Origin of the sequence: Bacillus sp. FSL K6-1000 (assembly GCF_038630785.1) — a bacterium.
In the GTDB taxonomy this organism is placed as follows: Bacteria; Bacillota; Bacilli; order Bacillales; family Bacillaceae; genus Bacillus; species Bacillus safensis.
This window is the reverse complement of record NZ_CP152042.1, coordinates 852036-877536: the sequence shown is the minus strand read 5'-3', so window position 1 is coordinate 877536 and position 25501 is coordinate 852036. Positions and strand designations below refer to the sequence as shown.

Here is a 25501-nt window from a genome sequence, read left to right as displayed (position 1 = left end):
TCACCACCCCGTCATACTTTTTAAAATTGTATTGAGACAAGCTGGGAAATATGTCATGTTTTTGACAAGCATAAAAAAGCCTATCCGCTAGAATCGGATAGGCTTCTACTAATTTAATGTTTGAATGGTAAATAAATGACGATAGTGACTGTCTTGGTTCATTAATTCTTCGTGTGTTCCTTTTTCCACTATTTCGCCTTGTTCCATGACCACAATTTGGTCAGCGTGTGTAATGGTTGATAAGCGGTGTGCGACAATAAAAGTTGTGCGATCCTTCGCCAGCTTTTGCATCGCTTCTTGAATGTAATGCTCACTTTCTAAATCAAGTGCAGACGTTGCTTCATCTAAAATCAACAGCGGTGGATTTTTTAGAAATACCCTTGCAATCGAAATCCGCTGTTTTTGTCCGCCTGACAGCTTTACGCCCCGTTCTCCTACTTTCGTGTCATATCCTTCAGGAAGAGACATAATAAAATCATGCGCATTTGCCGCTTTTGCAGCCGACACGATTTTTTCAAAAGGTGCTTCAGGGTCACCAACCGCAATATTTTCTTTAATCGTGTCACTGAATAGGAATGTATCCTGCAGCACCATTCCGACTTGATTTCGAAGACTTCTTGCTTTGTACTCTTTTATATCAATGCCGTCAATTTCAAGTGACCCGTTTGTGACATCATAAAACCTTGGAATTAAGCTGACGAGTGTCGATTTTCCTCCGCCACTCATTCCTACAAGGGCAACCGTTTGTCCTTTTTCTACTTTTAAGGAGATATTGTGCAGAATCTCTTCCTGCGTGTGTTCATAACGAAACGACACATTTTTAAACTCGACCTCTCCTTTTAAATGATTGGCTTCTTTTGCATTCGGCCGGTCTGTGACCTCATATGGCTCATCAATAAACTCAAAGATCCGATCCATTGACGCAACGGACTGGGTTAACGTCGTAGATGAGTTAATGAGACGGCGAATCGGATTGTACATCCGGTCAATATAGCCGACAAAGGCGATCATGGTCCCGATCGACAGCGATCCGTTAATTACTGTGTAGCCCGCAAATGCAATGATTAACAGCGGCGCAATGTCGGTGATGGTATTGACGACAGCAAATGTTTTGGCGTTCCAATTCGTATGGTTGATTGCTTTGTTTAAGAAATTTTTGTTTTCATCATGAAAATTCTCTTGTTCATATTCTTCAATCGCAAAGCTGCGAATGACCGGCATTCCTTGTACCCGCTCATGCAGGTGTCCTTGCACTTCAGCCAGCGCCTGTGACCGCTCTTTTGTCAGCTTACGAAGCCGTCCGTAAAAATACTTTACTGCAAACGCGTATAGTGGAAAAATAATGACAGACACGATCGTGAGCTTCAGATCCAGTGTACACATAATGGCGATCACGATCAGTACAGTCATCATATCCAGCCAAATGTTCATGAGACCTGTGATAACAAATTCCTTTGTCTGCTCCACATCGTTGATCACTCTTGAAATAATTTCTCCTGTTCTCGTGTTGGCATAATAACGAAGACTTAGCTTTTGAATATGCGAGAACAGCTTCTCCCGAATATCAAACAATACTTTACTGCCTGTCCACTGCGCGTAGTATTGTCTATAGTATTCAACAGGCGGCCTCATCACTAAAAATAATACGAGCATGATTCCCATTATGATCAGTAGAGTTGATGTCTTTTCTTCAGGCGACCCCGAGCCTTGAATGACATCATCAATGACATACTTTAAAAGCAGAGGCAATGTTAACGGAATCGAGAATTTAATCATCCCGATGACCATTGTCAATGCAATCTGTTTTTTATACGGTGTTACAAAAGCCATGTAGCGTTTAATGACCCCCATGTAAATCTCCTTCCCAATCTATCAGTGCCTCTTATCCGTACGCAGTCAAAAACCTGTTAGCCTAAAAAGCCAAACAGGTTTTTTGATGCTCTTGCTTATTTTGTATAATGTAAAAAACGTTCATACCACATATCCACAAATTCAGGAGCAAACGGACCTTTCCGCTGGTGAATCCAATGCAGTAATGTATTTAGATGCTCTCTTAAGATGCTATCGATTTCTTTTGGATAATTCATCTGCCTCTTATGATCTGCATATTCGTCCTCATCCAAAATATTGTACGTCATGTCTGGAAAGACTTTGACGTCTAAATCGTAATCAATATACTTAATTGCCTCATCATCTGTCGCAAAAGGAGAGCTGATGTTGCAGTAGTAATATACCCCATCATCTCTAAGCATCCCAATTACATTAAACCATTGTTTTGCATGGAAATAGCAAATAGCCGGTTCTCTCGTCATCCAAGTACGGCCGTCGGATTCAGTCACCATTGTACGGTCGTTTGCACCAATGATACACAATTCCGTTGCTTTCAGAATGGTGGTTTCATTCCAAATCCTGTGGATCAAGCCATTATGTTTATAGCTTTGAATTTGGATGGTTTCTCCTTCCTTGGGATAGCCCATATTTTCTCCCCTACTTTCTATAACAAACAAACCTAACAGTCCAAAGACCTAATTTCCCAACTAAACATGTCTCTATTATATTATACCGTTACATCATTAAAAAATGAAATGAAAAAGCCATTCAACCCAATTGAACGGCACACTGATTTACATCACGCTAGAACTCTTTTCCATCTGTTTATATGAATTGATGACCTCTTCTGTCTGTTTTGTAAATAAGGTTTGCACTTTTTGCAGTTCCTCACGTTTCTGTTTGATCTGATCACAAAGCCTATGCCACTCTTCTTTTTTTTCATCCTGCAGCAATTGTTTTTCTGTTTCTAAGCATAGATCGAGTTCTCCCTGCACGTCGAGCAGCTGATCCATGAGCTGCATTTGTTCTTTTACAAGCTGATCGAAATCAGACATCTAACTCCTCCCTTTTCATCTAATCCACTTTTTGTATGTATACCATTTCTTGAAAGAAGGAGGAAATCCTTTGACTGTTTATGTAGAGGTTTTACAGGTTTTGTCGGATGGTGGTGCGAGGCAAAAAGAAAAGCACTTCATTCGTATATGAAGTGCTTTCCTTTGTTTCAGTGATTAGCTGTTTTGTTGTTTGTTTTGCTCAGCTTTTTGGTTGTATTTTTTTACATGCTGTGCGTCAGTCTCGCTAGCAAATTCAGTGCCGTATTGACCACCTTGTGCAGCAGCTTGGTTTTGTTTCTTCACTTGTTGTGCGTTTGTTTTGTTTTGTTGTTGATCCATCATTATCACCTCCACGCACATTAATTTGTGCAGAAGGTGTACATCCTATTCATGAATTTTTTAAACAAGCAAAGAACGTCCGCCATCGACAATAATCGTCTGGCCTCTAATCATGTCTGCTTTGCCTGATACAAGGAATTCCACGCTGTCGACCATGTCTTTAATTTCCACCATTCGGCCGGCAGGTGTGTTTTTCTTCGCATCTTCTAAAAGCTCTTCACGGTTCGGGAAGTGCTTAAGTGCATCTGTATCGATCGCGCCGCCTGATACAGCGTTGACGACGATATTTTTTTGTGAAAGCTCCACTGAAAGGTAACGTGTTAAAGCTTCTAGTGCTGCTTTTGATACACCGACTACTGTGTAATTTTCAAGGTAGCGGATAGAGCCAAGAGAGCTAATACTGACGATATGTCCGCCCCCGTTTTTCTCCATTAGTTTCGCCGCTTCTTGTCCGCAGAATAACAAAGCTTTCGCATTGATATTCATCGTCCAATCCCAATGATTTTCTTCAAGGTCCATAATTGGACGCTGAACCCCTGATGCCGCGTTGTTCACAAATACATCTAAACGGCCAAAGGTTTCATCGATTTGCTGAAACATGTCTTTGATTTTCTCAGGCTGGCCAACATTGGCTTTAACAACCAATGTTTTAACGCCCATCGCTTCAATTTCTTCCGCTGTTTCAAGTGCGGCTTTTTTGCTTCTCGCATAGTTAATGACAATGTCATATCCTTTTTCAGCGAGGCGAAGGGCCACTTCTTTCCCTACTCCTCTGCTGCTTCCTGTAATTAATGCACATTTACGTTGACTCATTATGGTTCATCTCCTGATTTGAATAGTTTTCGTTCATTCGCTTCACACTAATAGGAAAGTTCCTATTAGGAGGTTACATTCATGTATGTCGGACGCGATTTAAGCCAGCTTGGCATGATGTCCAAGGATCAATGGAAAGATACTGAGCTTGCTTACTTTCATCATGCTTTCCAACAAATTTTACCTTATTTGAACGAAGAAGGGCAATCTAAGTATCGAGAAATCATTTCTGAAATCGAAGACCGCGGGGGTCTGCACCGAAATGAAGCTGATTATACCCACGGTACAACGGTTAAATACGACTAGGCTGCTCAAGTGCCAGTTTCCAAATTTTTTGGTGTGAGACTGGCAAAGCATACGCCTCAAATTCTTCTGTTGTGACTTTTTTCAGCATCATGTCATCAGATACAGAGGTAACTCGTCCAAAGAAAACAGAAATATTCCAGATGAGGTGGGTAAATACATGCTGAATGGTGCCTTCTAAATCACCAAGCTCCGCTTGTACACCCGCCTCCTCTTTTAAGAAATCAATCAGCTGCTCTTTTTCCGTTTTTCTTCCCTTCATGGTTTCCACGTTAGGAAATTCCCATAAATTCGCAAGAAGGCCTGTACTTGGCCGCTTATGAATATATAGGTTGCCTGCGTCATCAAATAACACCGCTGCTGCCATTGATTTTGCAGTCGGCTTTTTCTTTTTGCTTTTCACTGGAAGCTCATGCTGAACGCCTTCCTCGAGTGCCGAGCAATGCATGTTCACAGGGCAAATGAGGCAGGCAGGGGATGTTGGAGTGCAAATAAGCGCACCAAGCTCCATCAGCCCTTGATTGAATTCTGACGGCTTTTCCCGGGAAATGAGCTGATCGACCGCAAATTCGAAAATATTTCTCGTTTTTGGTTTTGCAATATCATCCCATACGGACAAAATACGAGAAATGACCCTCATAACGTTGCCGTCTACCGCAGGATATGGCTTGTTATAGGCGATACTCAGCACTGCGCCGCTCGTATATGGGCCTACACCTTTGAGCTTTGAAAATTGCTCTTTCGTATTAGGGACAATGCCATCGTAGGATTCATATACTTCTTTCACAGCTGCCTGTAAATTACGCACTCTTGAGTAGTAGCCAAGACCTTCCCATGCTTTCATGACCTTTTCTTCATCAGCTAAAGCGAGATCCTTTACCGTTGGGAATTGCTCCATAAACCGGTTGAAGTACGGAATGACCGTATCCACTCTCGTTTGCTGAAGCATGACTTCTGATACCCAGACGCGGTATGGATCTTGATTTTCACGCCATGGCAATGTTCGTTGTTCTTTTTCATACCAATCAATTAAATCATGCTGAAAGCCCGCAATATCTTTGCGGTCCAGCTTTTCTTGAATGTCTTTCATATCTATACTCCTTCTCATTGGACCGAGGGCTAACGTTCTGAATAGAACCTTATTTGTTGTATACTGTTTGTAGATACGTTAACATGTTACATTAAATCGGGATAAAGCAAAAGTGATTTTGCACATAGTCTTGATTGGAGACGTATACTTTGTATGATTGTTCCTAAGCATGACAACTAGGAGGTAATCAATTGGACACTGGTACTCATGTAGTAATGGGCATTTCTCTTGGGGGACTTGCACTTTTAGATCCAGCCGTCAGCGCAGATCCACACATGGCACACGCCGTGATGATCGCGACCATCGCCGGCTCCCAAGCACCAGACATTGATACTGTGCTAAAACTAAAAAATAATGCGGTTTATATAAGAAATCACCGAGGATTTACACATTCCATTCCGGCTGTACTGTTTTGGTCATTGCTGATTCCGGCTGTGATTTTCCCATTTGTGCCGGGGGCGAATTTACTTCACCTTTGGTTATGGACACTATTAGCCGTTGTGCTTCATGTGTTTGTCGATATTTTCAATGCATACGGCACGCAGGCCATTCGTCCATTTTCGAAGAAGTGGGTAGCGCTAGGGATCATTAATACGTTTGATCCGTTTATCTTTTTTACACACCTTGTCGCCATAGTCGTTTGGGCGATTGGCGGACATCCCGGCTATACGTTTATTACGCTGTATGCGGTGATTTTCTGTTACTATATCGTCAGGGTCATTATGCAGCTACAAATTAAACGTCAACTGCGTGCACGATTCGATGAAATTGAAGAGATTATCATTTCGCCTACAATGAAGTTCAGACAATGGCGCATTGCCGTGAAATGTAAATCCTCTTTCCATGTTGGGCGCAGCATGAATGGAGAAGTCGTCATTTTAGACACCTTTAACCGAGTGCCGGTCCCTGATTCTGAAATTATGAAAATTGCCAAACAAGATGAAAACATTTCAGCCTTTCTCTCCTTCTCCCCTGTCTACCGGTGGGAAGTGGATAAATACAAGGATCATTATGAGGTGCGGTTCATTGATTTACGCTACCGCAGCAAAGGTCACTATCCTTTTGTCGCGATCTGCCATATTGACATGGATCATCAAATCAAAAATTCCTATACCGGCTGGATTTTCAGTGAAGAAAAACTGCAAAAAAAATTAAGACTCGGCTCTGTGTGAGCGAGTCTTTTTTTGTGCTTCACTCTTACAACTTCGTCATATATTCCACAATAAACTCCCAAAATCCAGGTCCTTCTTGGTAAATCAGCCGGTCTACTTTTTCGATAAGTTTGATATAGAGTTCTTGTTCGAGGTCTTCTCTTTCTTGATATGCCGTGTTTTGTAGTTTCTTTTTGATCATGGGTGTGAAGGTTTCAATGAGTTCTTCCATTTCTCCATTGGTCATTTTGTCTTCGTGCACGGACATCTCCCCCTGTTTCTTCTTTTAGTTTGTTGAGTGCTTTTTTGTGAATGTTTGAGATGTTTTGTCTTGTTTCGCCTAACTGATCGGCTATTTCTTTCATTGTTTGACCTTCGACATAGATTTGGGTTAGAACCATTTTTTGTTTTTCTGTGAGCTGCTGGTAGGCCTTGTACAATGTTTGATCTTGCAGATGTTCTCCTAAGTCTTGCTGATTGAAGAGCACGGCTTCATACGTATCTGTTTGAACAGGGTCTTTCACTTCTTGCGTATCAGGATGGTCGAGTATGAGCGGAAAACGCTGCTGTTTCTTTTTTACTCGTTTGTCAAAGTCGACTGAAAAGATGCGTATCATTGTGGAGATATACTTGATGATGCGGATTTTCTGATAGAACTGTTTGAACTCGGAATCTAGTTTTTTGGCATTTTCCTCGTTTGGCTCTTCCATGACTTGCCGGAGCAGCTGCTCGTTTTTCGGGTTGCTTAAAAACTGCTGAATGAGCGGGTGATCAATGATTTCCTTCCATTTTGCTTTCAATAACAGCCGATAATCCATGTGCATCCTCCCCTTTGTTCCCTCTACTAGCATTAAGTGGACAAAAGTTAAAAAAAGTAAACTTGGTGAAACGGGTCTAATGGTTCATTTTATCCCCCTCTGCTTTCCTTTTTCTTCTTTCATACCACTTATATAGAAGACGAGTATCCGCTGGGGGGTGAGACAAATGGAGACCTTTTTTTCAGAGGAATGGTTGAAGCAGCTCGGTCAGGCTGGCTTCCCTACCATTTTGACGGTTTACTTGCTGACACGCTTTGAACGAAAGTTTGATGAATTAAGCAAGCTCATCCAACGATTAGTCGCTGCTCAAAAAAATGATGAATCAGATTGACATCTGCTTGATTCGTTTCACCTTATGAAAACGAGGGCGAAATGAAAGGCCTTTTAGTCACCTCACACAATACGATGTTGAAAGGGGATTTTATCATGAGTGAAAAGCAAAATGGAATACCACAGCCGATTCGAGGAGAAAAAGGAGCAACGGTCAAAATTCCACGTAATCTCGAGCGGGACAGACAAAATCCAGATATGCTCACGCCGCCAGAAACCGATCATGGAACAGTCTCCAACCTGAAATATTCTTTTTCTGATACACACAATCGTTTAGAAAAAGGCGGCTACGCCCGTGAGGTAACAGTCCGCGAACTGCCGATCTCTAAAAGTCTTGCATCTGTCAATATGCGGCTAAAGCCTGGTGCGATTCGTGAGCTGCACTGGCATAAGGAAGCGGAATGGGCGTACATGATTTATGGGGAAGCCCGGATTACATCGGTTGATGCAGAGGGGCGCAATTTTACAGAGGATGTGACTGAGGGTGATTTGTGGTACTTCCCATCTGGCCTGCCGCACTCTATCCAAGCACTTGAACCGGGAGCTGAATTCTTGCTTGTGTTTGATGATGGGTCATTCTCAGAAAATAGTACGTTCCAAGTAACCGATTGGCTTGCCCATACGCCAGAGGAAGTCGTGCTTAAGAACTTCGGTATGACAAAAGAGCAGTTTGACAAGCTGCCAGAGAAAGAAAAGTATATTTTCCAAAAAGGAATTCCTGGTTCCCTTGAATGTGACAAGGTGAAAACAGAGCAAGGAGAAGTCCCGAATTCCTTTAAATATGAGCTGTTAAAACAGGAGCCGATTACGTCAAGCGGCGGACAAGTGTGGATTGCGGACTCTACCAATTTCAAAGCGTCTAAAACGATTGCATCCGCTCTTGTGAAAGTTGATCCAGGTGCCATTCGCGAGCTGCATTGGCATCCAAATACGGATGAATGGCAATATTTCATTTCTGGAAAAGCACGAATGACGGTATTTGCTTCTGATGGACATGCGAGAACTTTCAACTATCAGGCGGGAGACGTTGGATATGTCCCATTCGCGATGGGGCATTATGTAGAAAATACAGGCGACGAACCGCTTTATTTCTTAGAAATCTTTAAGAGCGATCATTATGCAGATATCTCACTTAATCAGTGGCTTGCGGTCACACCGAAACAGCTTGTTCTTGATCATTTAGATCAAGGCGAAGATTTCTTAAAACTGCTTGATACTGAAAAACATCCTGTGATCGCTGCACCTAAAAAAGAGGATTAACGTATGACTTCCTGCAAAAAGGCTGTCCTTTTTGCAGGTATCTTCATGTAAAGGAGTGTTGATTCACCTATGCAGCAATCTGTTCACGCTTTATGGCAAGGGCTGAAATGGTTCATGGCGGCGTCGGCTGTCTGTTACATATTTTTGTTGTTTTGTGTACTGTTCTTTCATTTAACTGGTGCTTTTTATCAATCGATTTTATCGATGCTTTTATTTATGGGCATCTATGTGGTACTTGGGATATCCTTTGAGCATGTGGAGCATATGCTCATGAGGGTTGTTAGAAAGTGCCGTTCCAAAAAACGCTCCATCGTTTTATATGCCATTTCAATGCATCTTTTGTTTATTTGGGGTGCTGTCTATTTATCAGATGAATTGGTGGGCGGCATTTTACTGTCTACTTCTGAGGAAATTCTCTTTGCCCTAAGCCTTTGGTTGTTTCATTTTTTGTTTGATTATGCGACGTTTTCGTTTGAGAAGGAAGCTTAGTGATTTGCTTCATATAATCGATCAGCCCTTGGAAGATAAAAAAACACCACTTATGATGAAAAGTGGTGTTTTTTGTGTTTCCTTCGTGCATATAGGATCGCACCGATCAAACTGACGAGTGAAATCAACGCGAGAATTCTGATATAAGGCGGATAGTAGGTTAGCACAATCTCGTTTTTGCCTTTTTCTATTGGAAAACCGATAAAGGCGTAATTGGCTTGTTCAATATCTGTCTGCTGTCCGTTTACTGTGAGCTCCCAGCCTTTTTCATATGGTACTGGCAAGATCATATAATCATCGCCGCGCTTGTTATCATATGAAATCGTAAAGCGGTTGTTTTCAAGCTTTACTTGCTGGCTGCCATTATCCTGTTTTTCTTTTTCATATGCCTTTTCTAGGATGCAGTAAGGCTCTTGGTACAGCTTTAGTTGATCGAGTTCATACGTCCCTTTTGGTACTCGAATGGAAAGGATTTTTTCCGCAGGGACTCGAATCGTCACTTCATTGACGCCTGTTTTGTAGATGGATGTATTGCTTTTTCGTGAGGTGATGTAGTTGTCAACGGATAACTGAAATCCTTCGTTCCGGTCTGTCCGCTTCACATAAAAGCTCACATACACATCTCCAGCGCGGGCCATATCATCTGGCAGCGTGATATTTAGGCCGCCTGTTTCTCCGTATACATCAAGCACGCCATGTTCGTATACGGCTTGTTCCGTATGAATCTTTGTATCCTTGACTCGATTTGGCGTGCGTTCAATTTCAGCGTTTCCTTTTTTGTCTAAAATCACACCTTGCAGCATTGCATGCTCTCTATCAAGTGCTGAGGCATCCTTTAAGGATTCTTCTGAATAAATCGTGCTTGTTGTTCTTGCAAATGGCAGCGGCCGTGTATTTTCATACACTTTATAATGCTCGCTTTCCAATATTGGCTTAAAATAAGCTGGTGGTGAGTAAGGCATCGTATTGTCTCTCATATAATACTTTCCGTAGGTCAGGCTGTATAAATTCACCCTGTCCCCCATTGTTGCATAACGGCTGACACTTTCACGTCCCATATCGATTTGCAGGTCATTCCAGTAGAAATTGAGCAAATGCTGATTCAATATACTTGAATACGCACTCATGCCTTGAAAGCCTTCAAATAACGGGGTATTGTTGCGCACGCCATTCATCCAATCAATCCGGGCAAGCGGATCTTTTGAAGAGCGGCTTTGAATCTGCTGAATGAGCTTCATTTGCTCATGTCCAGCATATGCCTCACTATTCAGATACGTATCTGATACGCTCTTAATATTGCTTCTTTCAGATAAGTAGCCCTGCTGATACACGCCTGCTGTCAGTAAGCTGACAACGATGAGCACAGCTGAAAAGAGACGAAGGTGCTGGCGTTTTTCCGCATGAATCACAAGGAAAAGCAAGCTGATCACAAGCAGTCCTATGGCTGTAAATACAACAACATCCATATTTCCCTTTGCTCGTTCTGATAAGATGACTGCGAGAAGAAACACGATCCAAGCGCCTAAGACCGCACGCTTTTTCCACTTCCACTCGATTTGCGAGAAATGCTTGATGGTGATGGCTACGGCCGCTCCAACTGTAAAGGCAAGAATGTATTCAAACCTGTACTGCGGTGCTGAAAAACCATTAAACACGCTCGCCATCTTTGGACTGTAGTGAAAAACAATGAGCAGAATGCTGATTGATGTAAACATAAAAAACCACCTGTTCCGGTAAAGCGGAACGAGGAACATACAAATGAGAAAGATCACAGGTAATAAATACACCCTGCTTGTAAACAGCAGATGATCATGCAGCTCGAACCAAGGAATGGCCTGTTCATACGGTGGTCTTATATTATTAAGAAATCCATAGACAGACGGGACAAAAAAGGCAGCACTGATTCCAAAGGATAACAGCGTAGAGACCGCCAGCGTCCAGAACACCTTCCACCCATTCTCCTCACTTCGAAGCTTGATGATATACCTGAAGACAAGATAGATCGCTAAAAAGATAAAATGAATATAAGCAAAGTAAAAATTGTTGATGAGCATCAGGCTGCACGCCGCAATAAACCAAGCCGGCTTACCTGTTTTGAAAATCCGTTCAACCCCTAGCACAAGCAGCGGGAGCCACATCATGCTGTCGGTGAAAAACTCCCAAAATGTTTGATGCCGAAAATACACAATAGACAATCCGTAAATTGCGGCTCCTGTTAATGCGCTCAGCCTATGCTGAACCATTGAAAGAAGCACACGGTAAGCGATGAAAAGAATGAGTGTCAGCTTGATCACACTCAGCCAAATGACGGCATTTGCCCAGAAATGAATGTCCGTTGACTGGATGACATGAAGCGCATTCATCAGCCAGACGACAGCGACTGTGACCATAAAGACAGTCGAGGTTGTGAAATAATAACCTAATTGCGTATATGTACCGCCGCCTAGACCGAATTGATAGGAATAAAAGAAGTTCCCTTTGACGTATTCATCGTAAAGCAGCTTTTTAAATGGGAGCATTTGTGAGATCCCGTCTCCATCTCCTGTCATATACCGGCCTTGCGTATATTCATATAAGAAAAAGGAGTGTCCTAATAAAGCGAGAATGAGGCACATCCCTAAGATTATCCATCTACGTTTCATCATCTAAATCCTTTCCACAAAAGATCCACTGTTCTTTGAAACAAAACAACCCAGCAAGCGATTCGTGCTTGCCGGTTATTTGACTCCACGTTATTTAAATAACTGCGTTAACACTCGGTCTTGTTCCTTTGAGCTTGTCTCTTGTTCCATCACATTTGATTCCTGGATTAAATAATGCGGCCTCTTTTTCGTTTCATAATAGATACGGCCAATATATTCTCCAATCACGCCTAGACTCAAAAGCTGGACACCTCCGAGGAACAGCACAGCCGATATTAAAGTAAAATAACCCGGCACCATAATGCCCGTTCTGACGATTTGAATAAAGGTGGCCACGATGTAAATCAATGAGAGAAATAAGATCAGTATGCCAGTATAAAAACAAATTCGCAGCGGGCGGTTGTTAAAAGAAATGACGCCATCTATGCCATAGTTAAATAATTTTTTCAGTGACCATTTTGTATCACCATGCTGTCTTTCTACATTTTCATAATAGATGACCTTTTCTTCAAACCCAATCCAGCAAAAAAGCCCTTTCGAAAAACGATTTCCCTCTTTCAGCTGAAGCAGTGCATCGATGGCTTGGCGTGAAATTAAACGGAAATCCCCGACGCCATCACGCAAGTCCACTTCTACTACCTTGTTCATCACCTTATAGTACATGGATGACAGGTAAGAGCGCAGCTTGCTGTCACCTTTACGATTCCGTTTGGCAATGACTTGATGGTAGCCTTCTTCATACCCTCTGACAAAGTCCTGAATTAAATACGTCGGGTGCTGCAGATCGGCGTCCATAATAATCGCAGCTGCTCCTTTTGCATGTTCAAGACCTGCCAAAATAGCGGCTTCCTTTCCAAAGTTACGCGAAAAGGATATATATTTGACCTTTGCACTTTTGCGAGAGAGCTCTCTCATGTATTGAAGCGTATTGTCTTTGCTTCCATCATTCACAAAGATGATTTCAAAGTCATAATGAAAATCGCGAAACTCTTCCTCGAGTGCCTCAAAGATTCGTCTGATGTTTTCACCTTCATTGTAAGAAGGAATTATCACAGAGAGCAATTCCCGTTCCATATCGCACCTTCTCTTCACTTTTTTCACATAGTCTGATATGTTCATTATTCCTTTTTTGTCAGAAAACGAAACCCTTTTTTATTATCCATAAATTACATGTCTCTTTAATCGTTTCATTATATCAGAGTTTTATTTCCAGTGATTTTCAGCAGGATGAATTTAATGTAATTTTAAGTTTAATCATTGTAAAAAGCCTGTAATTTCGATCACAGACTGGGTATTGTTTCATAAAGTTATTTGTTCATTTGTATATTTTCCTATTTATTGAAAAAGATGAATGGAAGTGAAAGGGCAGCCTTTTTAGTGAAGCAGCCCTCGATTGTTTTGTTGCAGATGCTCGTTTGCCTTTGATTGTTTATTTTGAAATAAATGAAGCTGCGCGCCATAGCTCTCGATCCACTCTTGGACAATTCGTTCTGTTGTTTCCTGTCCTTTATACTTGCGGCCAGCCTTTGCATAAGTCGTTTCAAAATCACTCCAAAGCAGCTCTACCCATGTACGTGCTTCGTCATATGTCAGCATATTGTTTTTTTCCATAAGTTGTTCTGTTAATCGCTCAAAGTATTGTTCCATGCTTGTTCCTCCTTCATCTAGCAGAAAGTGCCTTTTTAAAAAAACTTCTTTTTTCATATACTACCCTTACGTCTTCAAAAGACGCAAATGATTTGTATTGTTTGGAGGGAATCGATATGCGTAATAAAGCAAAAGGCTTTCCAAATCAGGTAAATCACAAGTTTGAAGGCGAACCAGGCGCTACAGATGCTTATGCGTCTAAACGGCCGAATGGTGAAACGAATACACGTCCACAGGAACGTATGAGGGCATCAGGGAAACGCTAATTTTTCCAAAGGGAGTGCTTGAGATATGAGTTCAAATGGGAAATCGTATATGGCAGACTTTGTTCAATTAAGGACAACCGCTTACCCTCAACCATGGGCAAATGCAAAGCATTCTGCCTCTCAGGTCAACGGAGAAACGCAGCAAACGCAGCACGACATCGTACTTCAGAACAACGTCCGTAAACAACGTTCGAAGTAAAGAAAAGGACTGATCTCTTGGGATCAGTCCTTTTGCGTCAGCATTGAAATCGGCAGGGCATCTTCATTATTTGGAGCCGATACTCTGTATCCCCACGCAAACACACCATTTAAATATTCCACATAAAACTCTTCTTCTGTGTCTTTGATTTGATAAGTCGTTTTCGTTTGAATCAAGGCTGGATCTAATAAATAGGCTTTCGCCATATCGATTTTTCGTTCTAAAACTGCGTATTCATTCACAATGCCAAGCTGCTCAGCCTTTCGTGCTTTTTCAGAAAGGGCGGCAATTTCCTGCTTCAATTCGTATTCTGTCATTTCACTATAGCGTTTTTCCATCTGTCATTCCCCTTTGTCTAAAACGTGATCAATTGTATCGAGATCAAAGCCTTTTCTGAATAAAAATTGCTTCACTTTCATCTTCTTTTCAAATGATCCGTCGTATCCTACCTTACGTTTTGCCTTCTCCAGCATATATAGGAGGGCTTCTTCTTCCTTTTCCTCTTCTTGTCCATCATAGGCTTCTTGAAGGGCTTTATCAATGATCTCAAACGAAAATCCCTTTCGCTGCAGCTGCAGCTTAATGCGCTGCTCGATCTCTTTTGCAGAACGATTTTTTTCTTTTTTAACAAGCTTGAGAACCTGCTTTACAGCTTCTTCGAGCTGTAAGTCATCAGGGTATTGCGATAGCGCCTGTTCAATCGTGTCATCGTCTATGCCTTTGAGCTTCAATTCTTTTTTTAGGACGGACGGTCCTTTGCTGTTCGTTTTGCGGTGGGTGCTGACATAGGCTTCTGCAAATTCAAGATCATTTACATACTTATAATGCTTTAATTTGTGTATAATTTCACTAATAGCAGGTGCCGGGATTTCTTTTTTCGTTAAATAATCGGTGACTTCTTTCACTGATCTCATACGGTAGGATAAATAATCAACGGCCTGCTGAAATCCTTTTTTCACCGAATCACCGAATTGAATCTCAATGATATCTGCTTCGTCCAGCTCTTTGCCTTTTTTCAAATCGTGCTGGACGAGCACATCTAAATCAACACTAAAGGCGTACTTTTCATCAAGAAAGATGTTGACCCGCTCTGTATTGTTTTTCTGAGCAGAAATTTTTGTAATATAGGGCATCCTGTGATCACTCCTTTTCCAAAACAGTCAGGATGTTTCTTCTGATTCAAAATCGTGAAAGATATAGGTATGTATATGAGAGGAGAGATGTCAATTGAATATCGCCATTACCGGAGGAACCGGTTTTATCGGCCAGCATGTTACAAAAGTCCTCGCTGCTGAGGGACATCATCTATATATTTTAACAAGAAATCCAAAGGAATCCGAACAAAATCATTTACATTATGTGCAGTGGCTGACCGAAGGTGCTGCGCCTGAGCATGAATTGCCTGCCATCGATGTATGGATTAACCTTGCTGGAAAATCCATTTTCACACGCTGGACAGACAAGGCAAAAGAAGGCATCCTCTCCAGCCGTCTCAAATCAACACAAGAGGTAAGACGCATTATAGAAGCGCAGGAATCAAAACCATCTGTGCTGATTCAAGCAAGTGCTGTCGGGATTTATGGCACATCTCAAACAGGAGATTTTACGGAGGAGTCACCTCCTGCAGATACTGATTTCTTAAGTCATACATCAAAACTTTGGGAGGCTGAGGGGCAAAAGATTGAAGCCCTCGGCATTCGTACGGTCTACACACGCTTTGGCGTCGTGTTAGGAGAAAAAGGCACACTGCCGCTGATGACACTTCCTTACAAGCTGTTTGCCGGCGGGACAATTGGCGCTGGCTCGCAATGGGTTTCATGGGTGCATGTTGAGGATGTAGCACATCTCATTGCCTATGCGATTCATAATGACGACCTCTCAGGCCCGCTCAATGTGACATCACCGAATCCTGTTCAAATGAAACAGCTTGGACAAACCATTGCTTCTGCCCTTCACCGTCCCCATTGGCTGAAGGTGCCATCGTTTGTGATCAAAACGGCACTCGGTGAAATGTCATTGCTTGTTTTAGAAGGCCAGCGTGCTCTGCCAAAAAAAGCACTGCTCTCTTCTTATGACTTTTTGCACCCTGAACTAAAAGAAGCGATTTTGCATTCTAAGGAATAAATGTTGTCAAAAACACCCATCCTATTAGAAATGATATGAGGGGGCGATTTTGATGAAGAAAAAAGAACACCAGCCAACTTCAAAGCTGAAAAAAACTCAGGAAGTCCTGTATCAGCAGGAATTCAAAAAAGCGGAAAGAGCAGCAGAAAAAAGAAACAAATAAGACGGATATTCCCCTCCAACAAGCACATAACTAAAGTGATCTTGTAAAGGAGGGAAAGGCTTTGAAAAAAGACCAACACAAAAAATCCAACCACGAGCTCGCAGCACAAGAGACGGATGGCGAATATGTTGAATTTTCCAAAGAACTTGCAGATCCGAATGACTTAAAAGCAATGGCACGTATGAAAGCAGCCGATCAGCGCGCCAAAAAACAATAAGTAAAAAAGCAGACCTTATTCAGCGGTCTGCTTTTCTTTTATTTGATTTCAGTAAGAAGACTTGATGCTTTCTGGCGTGATTTTTCCTCAGGCACCTCTTCTGGATAACCTATATGAAGGATCGCAGCAAACCGTTCGTTTTCCTTTAATCCCATGTCTTGTTGAAAGCCTTTATCGTATAAAATACGTCCGCTCTTCCATACCATACCGATTCCTTGATCCCATGCAAGCAGCTGGAGATTTTGAATGAGCGCGCTCACGGCGGCAAAATCATCATTTCTCACCACAGGGTTCTCGTCTTCTTTTAGTACGACAAGTAAAAGCGCTGGGACCTTAGAAAAGTAATCTCTGTATTGATTGATCTTTTCTTCTTTTGCATCTGGGTTGTTGCGCTGAAAGAACGCAATGAAGCGCTCTACAAAAGTGGCTTTGGCTTCATCCGTCACCGCATATAAAAAGCGCCACGGCTCCGTGATTTTATGGTTTGGTGCATAGACTGCATCCTCTAATAGCGGCTGAAGCTGTTCAATCGTCACCGGTGTGTCTTTGAATTTGCGAATCGATCGTCTATATCTGACAGCGTCTCGAACCGTTAACGCGTCTGTTTGTTGTTTCGTTTCTGGCATATATGTCATCCTCTCAATCAACCTTAATTGAAATTGATTCTCATTCACATTATAAACATCATCGCGTGCAGTTGCAAATCAAGTATCTCTCCTCCCCGTCTGCTAAATAGTTGTTTGACTTTTTCAAGTAATGTTACAATCATATTACGTTTTAAACAAATTTTGAGAAAAAAGCCAAGATGATGAAATGATTTTCAAGTATTCCCATTTTGTCTGATTCAGTTTTTTTGTCAAAAGGCTTTCAACCATGATTGGAAGGGAGGCTTCTGGATGGAATGAAAATTAATATTGGACAAATCATTAAACTCTATCGTTATAAACAAAATATGACCCAATCTGAATTGGCAGAAGGAATTTGTTCTGTCTCTCATTTAAGTAAAATTGAAAATGGCTCAAAGGAGGCCAATCAAGATACGATCAATCTGCTGCTTGAACGGCTTGGTATCAGCCAAGAAAAGCTGTCACAAAAGGCGCGTCATCTGCTATCACTTTTGGATGAGTTTCAAATGAATATGTACTTCTATGCTCTCGATCAGGCTGAACAAAATGCAGAAATGATCATTCAGCACGAGGAGCAGTTCTTTTCACTGGATTTAGGCATACAGTATCATTTGTCTTTATTTCAATTTTATTTATTAACGGAAAAACAGCCGCTTGCCTTAAAAACACACCGCGTGCTCAAAAAATTCGAAAAAACGTTTATTGAAACGGAAAAAGAAATTTTTGAATATCTAGACGGTATTCATCAAATTAAAATTGGTCAGCTTGAGGATGGGCTGAAAAAGCTTGAAAGCTGCTTTTCCTACGCCTCAGTTGAACAAAGTGATTTGTATTATCACTATGCAAAAGCACTCGGAAACATGGGACAGCTCGGTGACGCGCTTGAAGCGACACATCAAGCGATGGATTTATATAGACAAAAGAACAATTTCAAGCGGATTATTCACTGTACACTTATTCACGGCGTGATCTCACTTGAACTAAAAGCCTATCAAACTGCGAAGAAATATATAAAGGAAGTGATTTTGCACACTTCCCTTTACCCTGATGCCTATATTAAAATGTCCGCATATTTTTATTACGGGGTGCTCTTAAAACGTGAAGGTGATTTCTCTTCAGCTGTGCCTTATTTACTAGATTCACTCAATTACTTTAATCAAGAACAGATAGAAGACCGTTACTGTGAAACGCTATATGAAATTGCGACACTATATGCTGAATATGACCGCAAAAAGGCACTTCCCTACATACATGAGCTGTTAAAACAGCCTCGTATTCAGCCAAACTGTTTATATATGATCAAAATCTATAAATTGATGATTGAGGAAAATCCTCTTGATTTGAAAACCTATTTGATCGAAGCAGCCCTTCCTTACTTTGAACACAATGAGCTGCACAGTGAATATTTGTTTGCGCTTAGAACCTTGCTTACCTATGCAGGTGCTGAGCTTGATGATCAGGCCTATAAGTTCTACACAAAGAAGCTGCTAGATCATTTAACAGTATATCTTCCCTATTACAAAAAAGCATGACCTTCTGCCGATCGAAGGTCATGCTTTTTCTATTTATTAAATAGTCTTTTGCTGATCTGTGTCATGATGGTTCATCCGTTTGACAGAATGAATATACCGTCTTTTTGCAAAAAAATCGTACGCATGCTGTCCAAAGCCAAGCCAAATACTGAGCATGATGAATGGGACCGTTCCCCATAATGCAGGGATATGGCAAGCCATACGCAGCCAAGTATAGATCCCTGAATTCTTTTGATTTTTGGCTAGGGAAATAGACACGATTCGTTTTTCCGCCTTCTCTTCACTGATTTTATTCAGCCTGAGCAGCTGCGAGTGTCTAAAGGATTCAAAGTGAATCCGATTTTTCCAATCGAGTGATTTTAACAAATCAATCATTTTTGCACATGAAGGACTTTGTCCATCATAAAACACAAGCAGTCTCAGTGATTTGATGGAACGCTGTTCTCTTTTTTTCGATTCAGCGAGCTTCTTTTTTTCTTGATCGAGATAAATGATTTTTTTCATAAATTGATCGCCTGTCCTTTTCTGTCATTTTTTTAGTTCGTTCAAAGGAGATTACAACTAGATTACTATAGTTGCTGGGCCTCTTGTATTGGGAAAAAGCCAACCCTTGTGCGTTATATGAGCCTTTGGATAAGGGCAAAATCATTGATTTCATGGCATATATGAGGTTTTTCAACTAAAAGTGGTTGGGAAAATCGTGGTGCTTTGCGGTTTTCTGCGGTATTTGATAGAATTCTGCGGTTTTCTACACCTTTATGCGGTGGTTTTGTAGGTAAAACGCAAAAACAAGATAAAAAAAGACTACTTCCCATTGCGGCGAAGTAGTCTTTTGGTTTATATTTTTGCCAAAACTTCTACTATTTCTTTCTCAATATCTTTCCATAAGTAACGGTCTGTCGTATAGTGATGTGCGGCTTCTTTCGCAAATACTTGAAAAGCTTCTTCATAATCAGGTGCATCTTTGTCCGGTTTTTTCTCGTCCACAAAGCGCTGTGCTTCTGCTGAGCGAGGTCCCCATTTCCCCACTTCATTTCCGTCCTGATCAATGATGACGATAATCGGAATCGATCTTGCGGTCCCGTTCGTTAAATACTGATCCATCAGGTCTAGATTCTCATCCCGAATGAAATAGCGCGCATCAATGAGTGCTTCATTTGCAATACGCATGAAAATCGGGACATTGACCATTGCATCCCCGCACCAATCCGCTGTGATGACAAGTGCTCTGAGCTTTTTCTTTTGCAGCTTTTGAAGCAGCTCTTTTTCTTTTTGATGAATTGCGTACTGGTTGTACACCGTGAGTAGATTTTCCCGGTTTTTCTCCATGTTGTGTACATATGTACGTTCAGCTAATCCCTTTGTAAACCATTCATTTAATGTCATATGAACATCCCCCTTACCCTTCAACTTTACCACTTTTGCTATTCTTTTGTCTAAAAAAACCTTCACCTAGTGAAAGGTAAAGGTCTTTTGGTTTATCGACGCCGATTTCGATTTGGGTCCGTCCCAATCAGCTTGGTGACAAGCACCATTGTGACAGGCAGTGACGTATTTTTTTTATACGCTAAATATTTCCCGCGCCATTCAGGCTTATACTTCTGTTTAAACGACCGTAAACCGCTGAAGCTGTACATATATCTGACATTATTGAAAATAACACTCGCCAAACGCTCCGTGAGAAAGGACTGATGGAACGTCCCCACATTCGATAAAGGTGCCATTCCCATGTTAAACGATTTATAGCCTTTTTCTTTCGCCCATTGAAACAGGTGGATAAACAGCGCATCCATCATCCCGTTCGGTGCATCATGCATATGACGCATTAAATCGATGGAAATCTCCCCTTCTTGATACATCGGCATTAATGATACAAAGGAAATAATTTGCCCTTGTTCATCCTTTAGAATCGCAATCGGTGCTTTTTGAAGATAGTCTTCTTGAAAATAACCGAGCGAAAATCCTTTTTCTTTCTTCTTTCCGAGCCAGCTGTCAGAGATTTGTTTTAAAGTTGAGATCAACTCATTTGAAAAGGGAGGTTCCAGCATTTCAAAGGTGTAGCCTTCTCGTTCAAATTTATTCGCCACAGCTCGTAAATTTGATTTTTTCTTACCTGACAGAGTAAACGTTTCTAAATCGACCATGGCTTCTTCCCCAAGCTTAAAGAAGTGAAAGCCTAAGTCATGATAAAGAGCCATCCCTTCTCGTTCTACTTGATAAAAAGCGACGCGGTAGCCGGCTTTTTCTGTCTCCTGTAAAAACTCTTCAAGTACAAGCGGATAAGACGCCTCACGTCCAGATGGATCTCCGAGCACAATGACGCAGCGCCCAATTCGTCCAAACTGAAGCATCGCTTCTCCATCACTTGAGAAAAATAGTTTTTTGTCGCCTAAAAAGCCAAGATGACTGAGGGCATTTCCGCCCTTTTCTTCTAAAAACGTTTTTAATTTTTCCTCATCTGCTTTTTCTCCAATCGGAAATGCTTTCTTATTAAAAATCAATTTACTAATGAAGAAGAAAAGCGGGACACCGATGAGAGCAATCATGCTTGTCATCGTGATATGCCGTTCATTGTGAACGAGATAATCCTTACTCAAGAAATGCCCTATTTTTGTCCAAATATAGTTGCCAATGACATTATAGTTAAAGAGCACGAATAAATATCCAGCGGCAGCCGCCACAAACTGATTCAAAGAATAAGGTGCCTGCTGCTTCACAAATTGATTTCGAAGAGAGAAAAACACAGCCATGATGACTGGCAAAATAAAGATCAGACTGAGGTTAAACCCCTTTAACAAAGTAAACACAAAACCGCCTGCTAAGGAGATCATTGTCAGCACGTACGATCTTTTCGTTCTTTTATACACTTCAATGGACAAAATCATCAGAATGATTCCGAACATTAAGGAAAGACCATTAAATCCTGATAAAAGAAAGCGCGGAATGCTGGTAATCACACCTAATCGATCGACTGGAAGCACAACAGATGCCATGATGAGCAAGCCGCTTCCAAAGGTTAAAATCGATAAAGATCCGTACAATAACCGGATTAATAAAGCACGGTGCAAAACAATTAAGACGTTCGTTGTTTCAATGGCAGGTGCCATTTTCGGATTGCCTTCAAGACGTCTAAGCGTCGTGCCCGTTAAATCGTAAGCAGCTAGACAAAGCCCTAGGATAAACGGGAAGATTGAGTACACGAAGCGATACAAGACGAGCGCCGTCAGAACCATCTCTTTATCAAAACCAATGTACTGCATGCTCAGTAAAAAGATGAGGTCAAACGAGCCAAATCCGCCCGGAACCATACTGATTAAACCGCCAATTGATGCTATCGCAAATACACCTAATACAATTCGGACATCGACATTCATTCCCATAGAGACGACAGCCATATACATAACAAGTCCAGCTGCCAGCCATTCTAAAAACGATGCACCGATATAAGCGTAAATCGGATGCTTTAGTCCATTTTCACCGCTCTCAATCGAGCTTTTTCGAATGGAAGCCATGACGATATATATCGGTACAATACAGGCAAAGATAATGACAAATGCCCATAGCCACGGCTCCTGGCTGATAATACTTTCAACAGGAAGCACCCTGACCAAGATCAGATCACTGAAAATAGATAAGCCCAAAAGGACAGAGGAAGTCAAAAGGGCAATGCCTTTCAGCAGTTTTTTCGTATCTGTTATGTACTCCTTATAGAGAAGCGTTCTAAGCCCTGCTCCTGATAGACCGCCAAATCCAAGAACACTGTTAAAGGAGTTTGCAATCCAGGAAATGCGAATCGTTTTCCAGCCGCTGATCGGCATATTAAGGCTTTTTCGTAAAATAAAATCATATAAGGACATCGATAAAACCGCGACTAGTCCAAGAAAGACAAGAATAAACAAGTCCATTCGGTTCAAGCTGTCAATAATATAAAACGTCTTTTTAATGGAAAGTCCGCTTAGCTCCTGCTTCGCGACAAAGATCAAGACAAGGATAATCACGATCGGAAAAAGCATTTTTAAGATCGTCATACCCGTTTTTTTGTTCCACATGTTTTTCCCAACTTTCTAGGTTGCTTCAATTATTTCAACTGAACATTATTATACAACAAATACCACTTGATTCATGCAGTTTAACATTCAAAAGCTTGACGAACCTTTCAATTAGAAGTAAAAATCAGTAATATAAAGAAAAAGAGCCGCTTAAAGGAAGTGAACAAGCGTGGAATATAATATTCATGACACCACCGTATTAAAAGAAGAGATTCTATCTCCAGAGGAAAAAAAGACATGGGTTCTTTATATGAAAGTGCTCACAGCTGCAGGTCTTGGAGATGTTTCTGAATGGATGAAGCTTGATATGAGTATGCCTCAAATGAAGGTGCTCATGCTGCTCAATAACCATGGCTCTCTCAAAGTATCCGAAATCGCTGAAAAAATGGGCGCTTCTTTGTCCAATATGACAGGTCTGCTTGACCGGTTAGAACAGTCTAACTTTGTCGTGCGAAAGCACTCTGAGCGTGACCGGAGAATCATTGTCGTAGAGCTGACAGAGGAAGCGAAAAATATTTTCAGAAGTATTTATCAAAAAGGACACGAAAAAATCAAAAATTCCCTGCAACGGCTCAATGACGAGGAAAAAGAAAAAGTCAATGAAGGCCTTGCTATCTTAGAAAAAGCACTGCGTCCTGAACGCGGCTAACAAAAGAAAAGGAAAAAAGACGGTCACTTGGGGTCCGTCTTTTTTGTTTCTTCTTGTCGATCTGGGGTGAAAAGATTTTTACGAATGACTTCCCTATCATCCCATAAAAGATAGGCTAAGCCGATGATGAGAAAAAGGATACTGATCCACGTACCGCCAGGAAGCACTTCTTCAAGAAGCTGAAATTTACTGACCTCATCATCAAAGCTCGTTCTAAAAAAATGAATCTCAAAAAGAACATATTTCGCTATATAAAACAATGCCGCCATACAGATAAACATGGCGCCGACAATTCTTCTTCCAGACATGCGTTTACTCCTTTACTTCCAATGATTTCTTTTGATTAAATCCGTAATATGGGCAAGGTGATGCTTTGAATGCCAGACGTACATTCCCGTTGCATCATATAAGGACACTGTTTGTTGATCGGCAGGGTGATAATAAGAAGCGTTGAAGTCTTCCTCTGACATTCCCCGCAGTAAAGTGACCCACCTGCGATGTAGACTGCTGATCAAAGGCAGGGATAAACTGATGGGAGCCTTGCTGTCAGGAAGTGAGGCAAATCCCTCCTGATCATATGGACGTATGTCCGGTGTATCTTCTGTGAGAGCAAGTTTGAATCGTAAGTATGCATTTAGATGGCTGTCTGCTACGTGGTGAATGAGCTGACGAACAGTCCATCCTCCCGGCCGATAAGGTGTATCAAGCTGTGCATCTGTCAACGGTGCAGTCACCGCTTCATACTCTTCAGGGATTGCAGCCAGCTCATCAATCCATGCTTCCAGCTGTGCTCTCGTTTTTGTTTCTACCGGTTCATATAAGCCAATCGGATATTGTAATGACGTCATACGTTCTCTCCTCTCTCAAATCCTTCAAGCACAAATTTTCCAATCATCTTTCCTTGCTCAAGTGTTTGATGTGCCTTCTTCAAGTTAGCAGCATTGATCGGACTGAGAACCTTTGTTAAGGTATGCGTTATTTTTCCTTGCTCAAATAACTCACTCGCCTCTGTCAAAAGCTCATGCTGTTTGATCATGTCCGCTGTTTCATACATAGGACGTGTGAACATGAATTCCCATACAAATGCCGCACTTTTATTTTTGAGTAATTGAACGTCTAGGTTGTGCTTGTTCTCGACAATGGTACAGATCGTGCCTTGCGGTTTGATGGCTTCTGCCATGCCTTTGAAATGTCCATCTGTATCATTTAAGCATAAAATAAAATCCACTTCGCCGATTCCTTTTTCCTCGAGCTGCGCGAGAAGCGGCTGATGATGATCGATGATATGATCGGCACCTAATGACAGACACCACTCTTTTGTTTCTGGTCTTGATGCGGTTGCGATCACAGTTGCCTTCGCTAATTTGGCTAGTTGAATGGCAATTGAACCAACCCCGCCTGCACCACCAATGATCAGCAAGGTTGAGCCTTCTGCATTCCGCTTCATATGCATCCGGTCAAATAAAGCCTCATAAGCCGTGATTGTTGTAAGGGGCATCGCGGCTGCTTCTGCAAAGGATAGATTAGCTGGCTTTTTCGCCACAATACGCTCATCCACAAGCTGGTATTCACTATTCGAGCCTTGACGCGTAATATCTCCCGCATAGTAAACGTGATCGCCTGGCTGAAATAATGTACACGCTTCGCCCACTTCAACAACTGTACCGCTTGCATCATAGCCAAGAATTTTCAGTTTTTCTTCCTTCTGATCCTTCGGTGATCTCACCTTTGTATCAACTGGATTTACGGACACAGCCTCTATCTTCACCAGTACATCCCTGCCAGACGCTTTAGGCTTTTCAACCTCTTGATCCATCAGGCTTTGCTCATGCTCAATCGGTAAATACTCCAATAGTCCAACTGCTTTCACTCGCTCGCACTCCCTTTCTCCATTCTTTCTTTCCACATT

31 protein-coding genes and 1 pseudogene are annotated in these 25501 nt (G+C 41.6%); 12 read left to right on the top strand and 20 right to left on the bottom strand.

Going from position 1 to position 25501, the window contains the following annotated elements; translation table 11 throughout:
• Positions 1 to 108: 108 nt before the first annotated feature.
• From MHI46_RS04340 to fabL, 5 genes and pseudogenes are all read right to left on the bottom strand, one after another.
• Positions 109 to 1851 carry an ABC transporter ATP-binding protein gene (locus MHI46_RS04340; RefSeq protein ID WP_099663068.1) on the bottom strand — a complete coding sequence of 581 codons (1743 nt, stop codon included), beginning with the start codon at positions 1849 to 1851 and terminating at the stop codon, positions 109 to 111.
• A gap of 95 nt (positions 1852 to 1946) precedes the next feature.
• Positions 1947 to 2477 (bottom strand): DUF402 domain-containing protein, encoded by a 531-nt coding sequence (locus tag MHI46_RS04335; protein ID WP_024425209.1) that lies wholly within the window; start codon positions 2475 to 2477, stop codon positions 1947 to 1949.
• Positions 2478 to 2624: 147 nt separating this feature from the next.
• Positions 2625 to 2885 carry a YgaB family protein gene (locus MHI46_RS04330; protein ID WP_039177303.1) on the bottom strand — a complete coding sequence of 87 codons (261 nt, stop codon included), beginning with the start codon at positions 2883 to 2885 and terminating at the stop codon, positions 2625 to 2627.
• Positions 2886 to 3059: 174 nt separating this feature from the next.
• Positions 3060 to 3209 (bottom strand): annotated as a pseudogene (locus MHI46_RS04325) (gamma-type small acid-soluble spore protein); the annotation flags it as partial.
• 75 nt (positions 3210 to 3284) lie between these two features.
• Positions 3285 to 4037 carry an enoyl-[acyl-carrier-protein] reductase FabL gene (gene fabL / locus MHI46_RS04320; RefSeq protein ID WP_024425211.1) on the bottom strand — a complete coding sequence of 251 codons (753 nt, stop codon included), beginning with the start codon at positions 4035 to 4037 and terminating at the stop codon, positions 3285 to 3287.
• Positions 4038 to 4118: 81 nt separating this feature from the next.
• Between fabL and MHI46_RS04315 the strand changes: the two genes are divergently transcribed.
• Positions 4119 to 4343: a hypothetical protein gene (locus tag MHI46_RS04315; RefSeq protein WP_003217808.1), complete on the top strand. Its 225-nt coding sequence runs from the start codon at positions 4119 to 4121 to the stop codon at positions 4341 to 4343.
• On the opposite strand, the gene mutY is transcribed toward MHI46_RS04315, so the two are convergent.
• Entirely contained in the window at positions 4330 to 5430 is a 1101-nt protein-coding gene (gene mutY / locus MHI46_RS04310; RefSeq protein WP_342503135.1) for an A/G-specific adenine glycosylase, read from the bottom strand. The two genes, MHI46_RS04315 and mutY, sit on opposite strands and share 14 nt — an antisense overlap.
• 191 nt (positions 5431 to 5621) lie before the next feature.
• Here mutY and MHI46_RS04305 point away from each other — a divergent pair, with 191 nt between their 5' ends.
• Entirely contained in the window at positions 5622 to 6602 is a 981-nt protein-coding gene (locus MHI46_RS04305) for a metal-dependent hydrolase (RefSeq protein ID WP_144464364.1), read from the top strand.
• 25 nt (positions 6603 to 6627) lie between these two features.
• Here the strand turns inward: MHI46_RS04305 and rsoA are convergent, their stop codons facing one another.
• Both rsoA and MHI46_RS04295 read right to left on the bottom strand, forming a co-directional pair.
• Positions 6628 to 6849, bottom strand: a complete 222-nt coding sequence (rsoA, locus tag MHI46_RS04300) for a sigma-O factor regulator RsoA (protein ID WP_039177285.1) — start codon at positions 6847 to 6849, stop codon at positions 6628 to 6630.
• Positions 6797 to 7399 carry a sigma-70 family RNA polymerase sigma factor gene (locus MHI46_RS04295; RefSeq protein ID WP_039177282.1) on the bottom strand — a complete coding sequence of 201 codons (603 nt, stop codon included), beginning with the start codon at positions 7397 to 7399 and terminating at the stop codon, positions 6797 to 6799. Before MHI46_RS04295 ends, rsoA begins: the two co-directional genes overlap by 53 nt.
• A 166-nt stretch (positions 7400 to 7565) precedes the next feature.
• Here MHI46_RS04295 and MHI46_RS04290 point away from each other — a divergent pair, with 166 nt between their 5' ends.
• From MHI46_RS04290 to MHI46_RS04280, 3 genes are all read left to right on the top strand, one after another.
• Positions 7566 to 7730, top strand: a complete 165-nt coding sequence (locus MHI46_RS04290; protein WP_077233742.1) for a YvrJ family protein — start codon at positions 7566 to 7568, stop codon at positions 7728 to 7730.
• A gap of 95 nt (positions 7731 to 7825) precedes the next feature.
• Positions 7826 to 8989, top strand: coding sequence for an oxalate decarboxylase family bicupin (locus MHI46_RS04285; protein ID WP_024425215.1), 1164 nt, complete (start codon positions 7826 to 7828; stop codon positions 8987 to 8989).
• A gap of 69 nt (positions 8990 to 9058) precedes the next feature.
• Positions 9059 to 9478: a regulatory YrvL family protein gene (locus MHI46_RS04280; protein ID WP_059377633.1), complete on the top strand. Its 420-nt coding sequence runs from the start codon at positions 9059 to 9061 to the stop codon at positions 9476 to 9478.
• Positions 9479 to 9528: 50 nt separating this feature from the next.
• On the opposite strand, the gene MHI46_RS04275 is transcribed toward MHI46_RS04280, so the two are convergent.
• From MHI46_RS04275 to MHI46_RS04265, 3 genes are all read right to left on the bottom strand, one after another.
• Positions 9529 to 12123, bottom strand: coding sequence for a YfhO family protein (locus MHI46_RS04275; protein ID WP_342503134.1), 2595 nt, complete (start codon positions 12121 to 12123; stop codon positions 9529 to 9531).
• 87 nt (positions 12124 to 12210) lie between these two features.
• Positions 12211 to 13194, bottom strand: coding sequence for a glycosyltransferase family 2 protein (locus MHI46_RS04270; RefSeq protein ID WP_024425218.1), 984 nt, complete (start codon positions 13192 to 13194; stop codon positions 12211 to 12213).
• 300 nt (positions 13195 to 13494) lie between these two features.
• On the bottom strand, positions 13495 to 13767 hold the full coding sequence (locus MHI46_RS04265) for a YfhJ family protein (RefSeq protein ID WP_024425219.1): 273 nt from the start codon (positions 13765 to 13767) through the stop codon (positions 13495 to 13497).
• 116 nt (positions 13768 to 13883) lie between these two features.
• On the opposite strand from MHI46_RS04265, the gene MHI46_RS04260 reads away from it, so the two are divergent.
• Both MHI46_RS04260 and MHI46_RS04255 read left to right on the top strand, forming a co-directional pair.
• Positions 13884 to 14033: a small, acid-soluble spore protein K gene (locus MHI46_RS04260; protein ID WP_003217849.1), complete on the top strand. Its 150-nt coding sequence runs from the start codon at positions 13884 to 13886 to the stop codon at positions 14031 to 14033.
• Positions 14034 to 14058: 25 nt separating this feature from the next.
• The gene (locus MHI46_RS04255) at positions 14059 to 14232 is read left to right on the top strand and encodes a YpzG family protein (RefSeq protein WP_008360604.1); all 174 of its coding nucleotides are present in this window, start codon (positions 14059 to 14061) and stop codon (positions 14230 to 14232) included.
• Positions 14233 to 14255: 23 nt separating this feature from the next.
• Here the strand turns inward: MHI46_RS04255 and MHI46_RS04250 are convergent, their stop codons facing one another.
• Both MHI46_RS04250 and recX read right to left on the bottom strand, forming a co-directional pair.
• Complete coding sequence (locus MHI46_RS04250) at positions 14256 to 14570, bottom strand: YfhH family protein (protein ID WP_144495560.1); 315 nt, start codon at positions 14568 to 14570, stop codon at positions 14256 to 14258.
• A gap of 3 nt (positions 14571 to 14573) precedes the next feature.
• Complete coding sequence (gene recX, locus MHI46_RS04245) at positions 14574 to 15365, bottom strand: recombination regulator RecX (RefSeq protein ID WP_024425808.1); 792 nt, start codon at positions 15363 to 15365, stop codon at positions 14574 to 14576.
• Between the two features lie 94 nt (positions 15366 to 15459).
• Here recX and MHI46_RS04240 point away from each other — a divergent pair, with 94 nt between their 5' ends.
• The 3 genes from MHI46_RS04240 to MHI46_RS04230 all read left to right on the top strand — a co-directional run bounded on the left by MHI46_RS04240 (position 15460) and on the right by MHI46_RS04230 (position 16736).
• Positions 15460 to 16356, top strand: a complete 897-nt coding sequence (locus MHI46_RS04240) for a TIGR01777 family oxidoreductase (RefSeq protein WP_041087332.1) — start codon at positions 15460 to 15462, stop codon at positions 16354 to 16356.
• Between the two features lie 52 nt (positions 16357 to 16408).
• Positions 16409 to 16519, top strand: a complete 111-nt coding sequence (locus tag MHI46_RS04235; RefSeq protein WP_017358836.1) for a YfhE family protein — start codon at positions 16409 to 16411, stop codon at positions 16517 to 16519.
• A 61-nt stretch (positions 16520 to 16580) separates the two neighbouring features.
• A complete protein-coding gene (locus tag MHI46_RS04230; RefSeq protein WP_041087330.1) occupies positions 16581 to 16736 on the top strand; it encodes a YfhD family protein in 156 nt (51 codons plus the stop codon).
• Positions 16737 to 16774: 38 nt separating this feature from the next.
• On the opposite strand, the gene MHI46_RS04225 is transcribed toward MHI46_RS04230, so the two are convergent.
• A complete protein-coding gene (locus MHI46_RS04225; RefSeq protein ID WP_058837447.1) occupies positions 16775 to 17362 on the bottom strand; it encodes a nitroreductase in 588 nt (195 codons plus the stop codon).
• Positions 17363 to 17637: 275 nt separating this feature from the next.
• Here MHI46_RS04225 and MHI46_RS04220 point away from each other — a divergent pair, with 275 nt between their 5' ends.
• Positions 17638 to 18894, top strand: a complete 1257-nt coding sequence (locus MHI46_RS04220; protein WP_039177258.1) for a transcriptional regulator — start codon at positions 17638 to 17640, stop codon at positions 18892 to 18894.
• A gap of 36 nt (positions 18895 to 18930) precedes the next feature.
• On the opposite strand, the gene MHI46_RS04215 is transcribed toward MHI46_RS04220, so the two are convergent.
• The 3 genes from MHI46_RS04215 to mprF form a co-directional block, all read right to left on the bottom strand.
• Positions 18931 to 19398 carry a DUF393 domain-containing protein gene (locus MHI46_RS04215; protein ID WP_039177256.1) on the bottom strand — a complete coding sequence of 156 codons (468 nt, stop codon included), beginning with the start codon at positions 19396 to 19398 and terminating at the stop codon, positions 18931 to 18933.
• A 333-nt stretch (positions 19399 to 19731) separates the two neighbouring features.
• Positions 19732 to 20280 (bottom strand): thioredoxin family protein, encoded by a 549-nt coding sequence (locus tag MHI46_RS04210; protein WP_039177253.1) that lies wholly within the window; start codon positions 20278 to 20280, stop codon positions 19732 to 19734.
• Between the two features lie 92 nt (positions 20281 to 20372).
• Positions 20373 to 22943: a bifunctional lysylphosphatidylglycerol flippase/synthetase MprF gene (gene mprF, locus MHI46_RS04205; RefSeq protein WP_039177250.1), complete on the bottom strand. Its 2571-nt coding sequence runs from the start codon at positions 22941 to 22943 to the stop codon at positions 20373 to 20375.
• 169 nt (positions 22944 to 23112) lie between these two features.
• Here mprF and MHI46_RS04200 point away from each other — a divergent pair, with 169 nt between their 5' ends.
• Entirely contained in the window at positions 23113 to 23592 is a 480-nt protein-coding gene (locus tag MHI46_RS04200; RefSeq protein ID WP_024425228.1) for a MarR family transcriptional regulator, read from the top strand.
• 23 nt (positions 23593 to 23615) lie between these two features.
• On the opposite strand, the gene MHI46_RS04195 is transcribed toward MHI46_RS04200, so the two are convergent.
• From MHI46_RS04195 to MHI46_RS04185, 3 genes are read right to left on the bottom strand one after another with little or no spacing between them, the layout of a single operon-like run.
• Positions 23616 to 23900, bottom strand: a complete 285-nt coding sequence (locus tag MHI46_RS04195) for a hypothetical protein (protein ID WP_144490826.1) — start codon at positions 23898 to 23900, stop codon at positions 23616 to 23618.
• Between the two features lie 12 nt (positions 23901 to 23912).
• On the bottom strand, positions 23913 to 24440 hold the full coding sequence (locus MHI46_RS04190) for a YfiT family bacillithiol transferase (RefSeq protein WP_106025895.1): 528 nt from the start codon (positions 24438 to 24440) through the stop codon (positions 23913 to 23915).
• The gene (locus MHI46_RS04185) at positions 24437 to 25462 is read right to left on the bottom strand and encodes a zinc-binding alcohol dehydrogenase family protein (RefSeq protein WP_342503133.1); all 1026 of its coding nucleotides are present in this window, start codon (positions 25460 to 25462) and stop codon (positions 24437 to 24439) included. The genes MHI46_RS04190 and MHI46_RS04185 overlap by 4 nt, the downstream gene beginning before the upstream one ends.
• Between the last annotated feature and the right edge of the window lie 39 nt (positions 25463 to 25501).

Excerpts from the sequence above, each read along its gene's own strand:
- MHI46_RS04340 (WP_099663068.1), bottom strand. The coding sequence starts at position 1,851 with ATGGGGGTCATTAAACGCTACATGGCTTTTGTAACACCGTATAAAAAA.
- MHI46_RS04335 (WP_024425209.1), bottom strand. The coding sequence starts at position 2,477 with ATGGGCTATCCCAAGGAAGGAGAAACCATCCAAATTCAAAGCTATAAA.
- MHI46_RS04330 (WP_039177303.1), bottom strand. The coding sequence starts at position 2,885 with ATGTCTGATTTCGATCAGCTTGTAAAAGAACAAATGCAGCTCATGGAT.
- fabL (WP_024425211.1), bottom strand. The coding sequence starts at position 4,037 with ATGAGTCAACGTAAATGTGCATTAATTACAGGAAGCAGCAGAGGAGTA.
- MHI46_RS04315 (WP_003217808.1), top strand. The coding sequence starts at position 4,119 with ATGTATGTCGGACGCGATTTAAGCCAGCTTGGCATGATGTCCAAGGAT.
- mutY (WP_342503135.1), bottom strand. The coding sequence starts at position 5,430 with ATGAAAGACATTCAAGAAAAGCTGGACCGCAAAGATATTGCGGGCTTT.
- rsoA (WP_039177285.1), bottom strand. The coding sequence starts at position 6,849 with ATGTCCGTGCACGAAGACAAAATGACCAATGGAGAAATGGAAGAACTC.
- MHI46_RS04295 (WP_039177282.1), bottom strand. The coding sequence starts at position 7,399 with ATGGATTATCGGCTGTTATTGAAAGCAAAATGGAAGGAAATCATTGAT.
- MHI46_RS04290 (WP_077233742.1), top strand. The coding sequence starts at position 7,566 with ATGGAGACCTTTTTTTCAGAGGAATGGTTGAAGCAGCTCGGTCAGGCT.
- MHI46_RS04285 (WP_024425215.1), top strand. The coding sequence starts at position 7,826 with ATGAGTGAAAAGCAAAATGGAATACCACAGCCGATTCGAGGAGAAAAA.
- MHI46_RS04280 (WP_059377633.1), top strand. The coding sequence starts at position 9,059 with ATGCAGCAATCTGTTCACGCTTTATGGCAAGGGCTGAAATGGTTCATG.
- MHI46_RS04275 (WP_342503134.1), bottom strand. The coding sequence starts at position 12,123 with ATGATGAAACGTAGATGGATAATCTTAGGGATGTGCCTCATTCTCGCT.
- MHI46_RS04270 (WP_024425218.1), bottom strand. The coding sequence starts at position 13,194 with ATGGAACGGGAATTGCTCTCTGTGATAATTCCTTCTTACAATGAAGGT.
- MHI46_RS04265 (WP_024425219.1), bottom strand. The coding sequence starts at position 13,767 with ATGGAACAATACTTTGAGCGATTAACAGAACAACTTATGGAAAAAAAC.
- MHI46_RS04260 (WP_003217849.1), top strand. The coding sequence starts at position 13,884 with ATGCGTAATAAAGCAAAAGGCTTTCCAAATCAGGTAAATCACAAGTTT.
- MHI46_RS04255 (WP_008360604.1), top strand. The coding sequence starts at position 14,059 with ATGAGTTCAAATGGGAAATCGTATATGGCAGACTTTGTTCAATTAAGG.
- MHI46_RS04250 (WP_144495560.1), bottom strand. The coding sequence starts at position 14,570 with ATGGAAAAACGCTATAGTGAAATGACAGAATACGAATTGAAGCAGGAA.
- recX (WP_024425808.1), bottom strand. The coding sequence starts at position 15,365 with ATGCCCTATATTACAAAAATTTCTGCTCAGAAAAACAATACAGAGCGG.
- MHI46_RS04235 (WP_017358836.1), top strand. The coding sequence starts at position 16,409 with ATGAAGAAAAAAGAACACCAGCCAACTTCAAAGCTGAAAAAAACTCAG.
- MHI46_RS04225 (WP_058837447.1), bottom strand. The coding sequence starts at position 17,362 with ATGCCAGAAACGAAACAACAAACAGACGCGTTAACGGTTCGAGACGCT.
- MHI46_RS04220 (WP_039177258.1), top strand. The coding sequence starts at position 17,638 with ATGAAAATTAATATTGGACAAATCATTAAACTCTATCGTTATAAACAA.
- MHI46_RS04215 (WP_039177256.1), bottom strand. The coding sequence starts at position 19,398 with ATGAAAAAAATCATTTATCTCGATCAAGAAAAAAAGAAGCTCGCTGAA.
- MHI46_RS04210 (WP_039177253.1), bottom strand. The coding sequence starts at position 20,280 with ATGACATTAAATGAATGGTTTACAAAGGGATTAGCTGAACGTACATAT.
- mprF (WP_039177250.1), bottom strand. The coding sequence starts at position 22,943 with ATGTGGAACAAAAAAACGGGTATGACGATCTTAAAAATGCTTTTTCCG.
- MHI46_RS04195 (WP_144490826.1), bottom strand. The coding sequence starts at position 23,900 with ATGTCTGGAAGAAGAATTGTCGGCGCCATGTTTATCTGTATGGCGGCA.
- MHI46_RS04190 (WP_106025895.1), bottom strand. The coding sequence starts at position 24,440 with ATGACGTCATTACAATATCCGATTGGCTTATATGAACCGGTAGAAACA.